Genomic DNA, 6908 nt, shown 5'->3' with positions numbered 1-6908 from the left:
GTTCTGACCACAGTCAACAATCACCAAAACGCCGATCAGATCATCGAGAGTTTGTTGCGCCATCAACTGGCGGCATGCATCCAAACGATTCCTATCAACAGTCATTATGTTTGGGAAGGTGCTGTATGTCGTGATGACGAGATATTGATGGTGATTAAAACACGTTGTGCATGTTATGAGGCACTTGAACGGGAAGTGTTAGCGGTTCATGAATACGAAGTTCCGCAGATCGTACAAGTGCCGATTATCGATGGCTTCAATCCTTATTTAAGCTGGTTACAGGCCAATACGCAGGTTTAGCGAAACCGGGATTGCGCGATCATGATGCACAACGATGTGATCGCGCCCAATGTGTCACACAGCATGTCCTTTTGAGCATCCCAAATGTCGCCTTGAGATCCCAGAAAAGCGATGCCTTCATCCCCGCCAGCAACAGCCGCATACCACCATTCGATGATTTCATAGCCAGCTGCAACACTCATGATCGCGAACAAACCAAAAAAGCCAGCCAACACAGGTTTGCAATGCTTATTTCTGATTAAGTATTCAGCAATGGGATAAGCATACAGGCCAATAGAGAAGTGAGCCACGCGGTCAAAGTTATTCCTTTCTGAGCCAATTAACTGATTGAACCAGTCAAAGGGGACTTCAGCGAAGGTGTATTTTGCGCCAATAGTATGCAGTGCCAGCCAGATAAACATCATCACATAAGCAGTGTCACTAAAACGGAATTGCTGTGAGAGCGCATAGATGCCGCCAAGAATGAGCACAGCAGGGACGATTTCAGCTACCCATACCGCACGTGAAGAAGGCTCAATAGCACTGAAGATAAATAACACCCCGTAAAGAAGCGTCAATATAAGAAGAGTTCTTTTGTTTTTGAACGGTAATACAGTGGAATTGGTTGATGACATAGTGGCTCCTGCCTTTATCCATTCACAGAAGCATGACATACAATCGAACGTTGTTCAATTGTGTGTTTTTCTACACGACGTAAACGATTGCTGTTGAAAACATCGAAGATCGCTCAATAATTTCACAATTAAACTTCAGCATTTCATTAAAGTTTGATTTACAAACGGTGGGTATCTATTATCAGCCGCTTAAAGCCATTAATAACAAATAGTAAAGTCATGAAACTGGAAACTGTCGATTACCTTGCCGAAGATGCGGCGGAGCAATTTGTCAAATCACTACGTGAAACCGGATTCGGTGTTCTGAAAAATCACCCAATCCCACAAGAACTGGTTGAGTCTATCTATCAGAATTGGTACGAGTTTTTTAGTTCAGAACGCAAAAATGAATTCCAATTTAACGTTGATACCCAAGATGGCTACTTTCCACCAAGTGTCTCTGAAGTGGCTAAGGGGCATTCGGTCAAAGACATTAAAGAGTATTTTCATGTGTACCCTTGGGGGCAGATTCCTGAAGAGCTAAAAGCTCAGATTCTGGACTACTACCAGCGTGCGAATGAATTTGCCCAGACTCTGCTGAGCTGGGTTGAAGCACATGCACCGAAAGACGTGCAAAAGAAGTTCTCTGTGGCTTTATCAGAGATGATCAATGGCAGTGACAAAACGTTGTTGCGTATTCTGCACTACCCACCAATGAGTGGTGATGAGGAGCCTGGTGCGATTCGTGCCGCTGCTCATGAAGACATCAACTTGTTGACAGTTCTGCCAGCCGCTAACGAGCCGGGTCTGCAAGTTAAAAGCCAGGAAGGTGAGTGGATTGATGTGCCATGTGATTTCGGTAATCTGATCATCAACATCGGAGATATGCTTCAGGAAGCGTCCGGTGGTTATTTCCCAAGCACGACACACCGAGTGATCAATCCAACGGGTGAACGTCAGGAGAAATCGCGTATATCATTGCCTCTGTTCTTGCACCCAAAACCAGACGTGGTTCTGTCTGAACGCTATACCGCGCACAGCTACCTGATGGAGCGTCTGCGTGAGCTGGGCGTTATCTAATCAAGCAACGAGCCAGCGAAAGCTGGCTTTTTTGTCGCAGAGATCAATTCCTTTGTTCCATGTGGCTGAATCTGGTGAATTTTGATCCTATAGTGAGAGAGCGACGACTTAAGGATCAAGCATTCGACTATGACTGAACAGCATCAACTTTCGGAACAATTTATACACGAAATCGAGAATCCACTACTGTGGCCTATTCTGGAAGTATTGAAAGAGCAGCCCCAGGGCTGGAAAGTACACACGTTAGCTGCGCGTTTAAGTGAACTGGAATTGATGCCGGTATTGGATTCTTCTCCGGAGAAAGACCTGTTTAAGCGTAATTTCCTGATGATGAACGCGTTGTATCAACTGCAGGAAACACTCTATCCGCGACAGTGGCTGCAAGTGGAAGCCATGGACATTGAATTGACTTACGTTTTTCGCTCGTCAGGGCATGTGATCGACATGGAAGACCCATTGCGTGAGTATTACAGTGACTGGCACAACTATGAAGCGGAAGAAGGGGAAGTCAAACGCCTGCTGAATGAATTCTGGACCCGCTACCGGGATTTTGTTGGTAGTAAAGAAATCGGGAATCTGGATAAAGCTAAAGCGCTGAGATTATTCGACTTACCGCTGGACGCCACTTCGGCCGAAATACGGAAACGCTGGCGAAAGCTGGCTTTAAAATGGCATCCCGATCGTGAGAACGGCAACAGTGAGCAGTTTCGGATCCTTTGCTCTGCCTGGAATGTTCTCCGTTCAGAGTACTGAGCCGAACAATCGCACTGGCTGGACGTTAGTGCCCCGTAATATGTCGGGTTGATCACTTAGTTCAAACTCTATTAATCCTAAACGCTGACACAGCATAACCGCAGGTCGATTCTCCACCAAAGTGTCAGCGTAAATGCGCTTAATGCCATAACTGGCGATACCAAATTCCAGCAACGTAGTCATCGCTTCAAACGCATACCCTTTACCGTGTTCATTAACATTAAGGCCAAATCCAATAGCGGCGTTGGCGTTGTCTTCTAGGCGCATGCCTGCAACCCCAATCAGTCGTTGGCTTGCCTTCTCGACAATGGCCAAATGATAGCGGGAGCGTGGAGTCATTGTCGCTTCGTTGATAAACTCAGCGACTCTCGTTGTCAGGGCGTCCTGAGTATGGTCTGAAGGATGATAGAACCGCTGGTAGTGCGGATGTTGGCACTGGGCGATAAAAGTATCTCGGTCATCTGGAGTGAAATCTCTTAATATCAGACGTGACGTAGTCAGCGAAAATGGCATCTTGTGTCCTTGCAAAAAAGCCGATGCTGACGCATCGGCGTTTTAATTCCAGCGAGTGTTATTTAGCCGGTTTGAATTGAGATTTACGCATTCGGTTGAGCGCGGCCATGGTATCCAGAACACGAGGGCGTGCCAGATCGCCATGATTTGGAATAATGCTGTACCACTGTGTGCTATGTAGCATTGCTGCCAGCTCTTTAGCAGGATTTTCCGACCAGCCAGGGAGCTGCGCTAACTGGAACCACAGCCAACCAATGGCGTTCACTTCATTGACCGATTCTAACTGCTCAAGTGCAGATAAATCCGTGAACTCTTTGCCAAAACGCAATGAGTCTTTCCCCTTAGCGTTAATGCGAAACTTGCCGTCTGCCAGAATGGCCTGCAAATTGGCGCGGTTTAACGCGCGTGGGCGGAACGTGTCCAGCGGTGTCTCACATTCGTTGTGACGCATGGTCGGGTGTTGCTTGATGACTTGCTGTGCTTTTTCTGTGACGTCAACAGCCTGATAGTCGTGCATTTGTATTACGGTATCGGCCACATCCAGATAATCACCAGAGCCACCCATAACGATAATGGTTGAGATATCGAGCTCATCACGTAATTGCCCGATACGATCAACCAGAGGGGTTATTGGCTCATCACCTTTCGCCACCAGAGCCTGCATCCGTTCGTCGCGGATCATGAAGTTTGTCGCAGACGTATCTTCATCAATCAGCAGAGTGGAGGCGCCGGACTCGATGGACTCTTGAAGCCAGGCCGCCTGTGACGTTGAACCGGATGCATCTTGTGTGGTGAAGTCCGCGGTGTCTTTGTCCATCGGCAGATGATTGATGTAGTTTGAGAGGTTGAGGTGGTGAACGCACCGGCCATCTTCCGCACGGATTTTCATTGCATTGTAATCCGTAACAATACGTTCACGACCGTCACCCGGAATGTGGTTGTAAATGGATCTCTCTATGGCATTCAGCAACGTCGACTTACCGTGAAAACCACCACCGACAATCAGTGTGATGCCCTTCGGAATGCCCATGCCGAGTATTTTCCCTTGATTCGGCGTATCAAGTTCGATTTGAAGTGCTTGAGGCGACACAAACGCCACGGCTTCTTTCATCGGTAGATCGCAGTTACCAGCGACACGAGGCAGAACACTGCCGTTCCCTACGAACGCAGCGAGATCATGTTCGTCTAACTGAGCACGCAGGGCTTCCTGATCTTCGACCACCTCACAATGTTGGATCAATGCTACTTTATCAAGCTCTCGCTCCAACGTGGCGCGGCGAAGAAACTTAGGCAAATGGAATGTGAGAATGTTATTGGCTTTCTTACCCAGAACACTGCGGCCTTCAGCGGGCAGGTTAAGACGAAAACGCAGCTCTATGCCTTCTTCGGTAAACAATACCGCGGTGTTATCCAGTACAGTTTGTCCGGTCAGTGCGATGCTGACACTGTTTTCCTGCTTAGCAAATTCAGCGAAACTGCGGGCAATAAAGTCGCGGGCGGCCATCTGATAGGCAGGAGACTCATCCAGAAGCCACTCCAGTCCGGTAAGGGGCCAGGCACGAAGAGCGCGTAGACGCGACGCTGAAGCATACGGATCGCCCTGGACATAATCGATGAACAGACGAAAGTCGCCGAAGTCATATTCACCTTTGATTTGTTGATAGGCGCGGTAGTTTTGTTTTTCTATTTTTTTCAGGGTCGCGGTTAACTGATCCATGATGACTGCCTGGTAAGATGGAGAAAGGCGGGGATTATAGGAATCACCGCCCGGTGAGTAAAGGAGATGATGCTATTGTGGGTAACGAATTTCAATGCTACCAGTGTAATTTTGGTTGTTCAGGCAGGCTTCAAATTCATCACAAGGCATGGGTAACCCATAAAAATAGCCCTGACCAAAGTCGCAGCCTTCTTCAATAATAAACTGCTCATGCTGCTGACTTTCGATGCCTTCGACGGTCACTTTCAGCTCAAGTTTCTTTGCGACGTTGACGATAGAACGGACGATCTCTTTGTCATCATCACTACTGTCCAACTGCTGCATAAAGCTCTTGTCGATTTTAATGGCGTCAAAAGGGAATTTTTTCAGATAGTTGAAAGAGGAATAACCGGTGCCGAAGTCATCAAGTGACAATGTCACTCCTAGTTGGTGCAACGCTTCTAAGCTGTTTTGGGCCACATGTTCGTCTGCAATTAAGCTGCTTTCGGTCACTTCGAGTTCCAGATAATGAGCGGGAAGCTGATACGTATGCAGCAGTTCGTTGACCTGCTCTGCAAACAGTGGATTTTTCAATTGCATGGCAGAGATATTCACCGCCAGCTTGAAGTCATCGATACGAGGAGCCCACTCGGCGGCTTTCTCGATCGCTGCCCGTAATACAAAGTTGCCGACTTCAAAAATTAACCCATTTTGCTCCGCCATATGAATCAATGTTTCATTACTGATATCCCCTAGAATCGGGTGCTTCCAGCGCAGTAGCGCTTCCGCTCCGGACCAGCGATGTGTGACGGGGGATACTTTAGGTTGAAAATAGAGCAGCAGGTCGTCGTTGCGTACCGCTTGCAGAAGGTAACCCTCGAGCTGGCTGATGTGTGACTGTGAAGCAGACAGATCCTGTGAGTAAAAGCTGTACTTATGCCCCGAATCTTTACACGACAGCATTGCCTCTGTGGCGTCTTTGAGTAGGGTTGTGCCGTTGATGCCCGGCGTGGCCTTGGCAATCCCGATGAAAGAGTGGAGTAGCAGTTGTTCGCCGTCCACCTCAAATTCCTGATAACCCAGTTCCACCAGCGCCAGACATAAGCGGTGTAAGCTGTCGTCCAGATGCTGACTTTTTACAACCAGAACGATATCGGTAGAGGTCGGTCGCGCCGTAATGGCTTCGTACTGAGAAAGGTCACCCAGGCGTTCCCGATACTGCACCAGCACCTTTTCCCAGATGGAATAACTGTATTTGGACTGTACACGTCGTGCATTGGTGAAGCCGATGTGGATCAGCGCTAATGGTTTGATGTTCTGATCCGCACTTTTCAGCTGGGTATCCAGCTCGGCTTCGAGTGCTTTTCGGTTGAGAAAACCAGTCCCCATATCATGTCGTTTTCGGTAAGCGACCTCCTGCTCTGCAGCTCGTCGGCGGTCAATCTCCTGATTCAGTGAATAGTTCAGATCGACTAAGTCTTTTGTTCTGGTGTCGACCCTGGAGCGTAACTCTTCATTTAACACCTGGAGTTTCTCTTTCTGGTAGACGGTCGTGAGTTGAGATTCGATTGAGTCACGAAAGCTCGCCAGCAGTTGGCGGTAGAGCTCGTTGAAGTGGTTTTCTTGGGTATCCAGCACGCAAATGGTGCCAAACGGTGAATTGTCTGGCCAGTTTATCGGAATGCCACAATAGGCAATCATACCGAGCGCTACATCGGGGTTATCACGCCACTCGGCATCAGACAGAGCGTTCGGAACCAAGAGTTCACGCTGCTCGTTTATTACCGTTTCACAGTACAAACCTTGTCCTAATGATTCAGAGTCTCCGGTTTTATAGGGATTGGTGGTATTGCTGCTGCTAGAAAACACTTCGATATGCTGATCATGGATACGCATGACCAAGGCTGAGGGAACTTCAACAATGTCAGCAAGCAAATTGACGATCGTCTGCCAGCCGCTGAGCATCTCCGAAG

The 6908-nt window shown here is 48.1% G+C and carries 7 protein-coding genes; 3 read left to right on the top strand and 4 right to left on the bottom strand.

All coding sequences use genetic code 11. The annotated features are described in order from the left end of the window. A partial coding sequence (cutA, locus tag CAG65_RS04625) for a divalent-cation tolerance protein CutA (RefSeq protein ID WP_161452492.1) occupies nt 1-300 on the top strand: 300 nt, incomplete at its 5' end. On the opposite strand, the gene CAG65_RS04620 is transcribed toward cutA, so the two are convergent. Beyond that, nucleotides 297-914, bottom strand: a complete 618-nt coding sequence (locus CAG65_RS04620) for a DUF2238 domain-containing protein (protein ID WP_161452490.1) — start codon at nt 912-914, stop codon at nt 297-299. The genes cutA and CAG65_RS04620 overlap by 4 nt on opposite strands. Nucleotides 915-1133: 219 nt before the next feature. Here CAG65_RS04620 and CAG65_RS04615 point away from each other — a divergent pair, with 219 nt between their 5' ends. Together CAG65_RS04615 and CAG65_RS04610 are read left to right on the top strand one after the other, a co-directional pair. Continuing rightward, nucleotides 1134-1973 (top strand): isopenicillin N synthase family dioxygenase, encoded by an 840-nt coding sequence (locus tag CAG65_RS04615; RefSeq protein ID WP_161452489.1) that lies wholly within the window; start codon nt 1134-1136, stop codon nt 1971-1973. Nucleotides 1974-2102: 129 nt separating this feature from the next. Continuing rightward, nucleotides 2103-2726: a DNA-J related domain-containing protein gene (locus CAG65_RS04610; RefSeq protein WP_161452487.1), complete on the top strand. Its 624-nt coding sequence runs from the start codon at nt 2103-2105 to the stop codon at nt 2724-2726. On the opposite strand, the gene CAG65_RS04605 is transcribed toward CAG65_RS04610, so the two are convergent. The 3 genes from CAG65_RS04605 to CAG65_RS04595 all read right to left on the bottom strand — a co-directional run bounded on the left by CAG65_RS04605 (nt 2715) and on the right by CAG65_RS04595 (nt 6900). Continuing rightward, nucleotides 2715-3239, bottom strand: a complete 525-nt coding sequence (locus CAG65_RS04605; RefSeq protein WP_161452485.1) for a GNAT family N-acetyltransferase — start codon at nt 3237-3239, stop codon at nt 2715-2717. The two genes, CAG65_RS04610 and CAG65_RS04605, sit on opposite strands and share 12 nt — an antisense overlap. Nucleotides 3240-3297: 58 nt before the next feature. Further along, nucleotides 3298-4956, bottom strand: coding sequence for an ABC-ATPase domain-containing protein (locus tag CAG65_RS04600; RefSeq protein WP_161452483.1), 1659 nt, complete (start codon nt 4954-4956; stop codon nt 3298-3300). Between the two features lie 72 nt (nt 4957-5028). Further along, nucleotides 5029-6900: an EAL domain-containing protein gene (locus tag CAG65_RS04595; protein ID WP_161452494.1), complete on the bottom strand. Its 1872-nt coding sequence runs from the start codon at nt 6898-6900 to the stop codon at nt 5029-5031. Between the last annotated feature and the right edge of the window lie 8 nt (nt 6901-6908).

The organism is Vibrio sp. V39_P1S14PM300, from assembly GCF_009904765.1.
Taxonomy (GTDB): Bacteria; Pseudomonadota; Gammaproteobacteria; order Enterobacterales; family Vibrionaceae; genus Vibrio; species Vibrio proteolyticus.
Note: the sequence above shows the minus strand (reverse complement) of the source record. Positions and strands in the feature narration are given on the sequence as shown.

Excerpts from the sequence above, each read along its gene's own strand:
- CAG65_RS04615 (WP_161452489.1), top strand. The coding sequence starts at position 1,134 with ATGAAACTGGAAACTGTCGATTACCTTGCCGAAGATGCGGCGGAGCAA.
- CAG65_RS04620 (WP_161452490.1), bottom strand. The coding sequence starts at position 914 with ATGTCATCAACCAATTCCACTGTATTACCGTTCAAAAACAAAAGAACT.
- CAG65_RS04610 (WP_161452487.1), top strand. The coding sequence starts at position 2,103 with ATGACTGAACAGCATCAACTTTCGGAACAATTTATACACGAAATCGAG.
- CAG65_RS04595 (WP_161452494.1), bottom strand. The coding sequence starts at position 6,900 with ATGCTCAGCGGCTGGCAGACGATCGTCAATTTGCTTGCTGACATTGTT.
- CAG65_RS04605 (WP_161452485.1), bottom strand. The coding sequence starts at position 3,239 with ATGCCATTTTCGCTGACTACGTCACGTCTGATATTAAGAGATTTCACT.
- CAG65_RS04600 (WP_161452483.1), bottom strand. The coding sequence starts at position 4,956 with ATGGATCAGTTAACCGCGACCCTGAAAAAAATAGAAAAACAAAACTAC.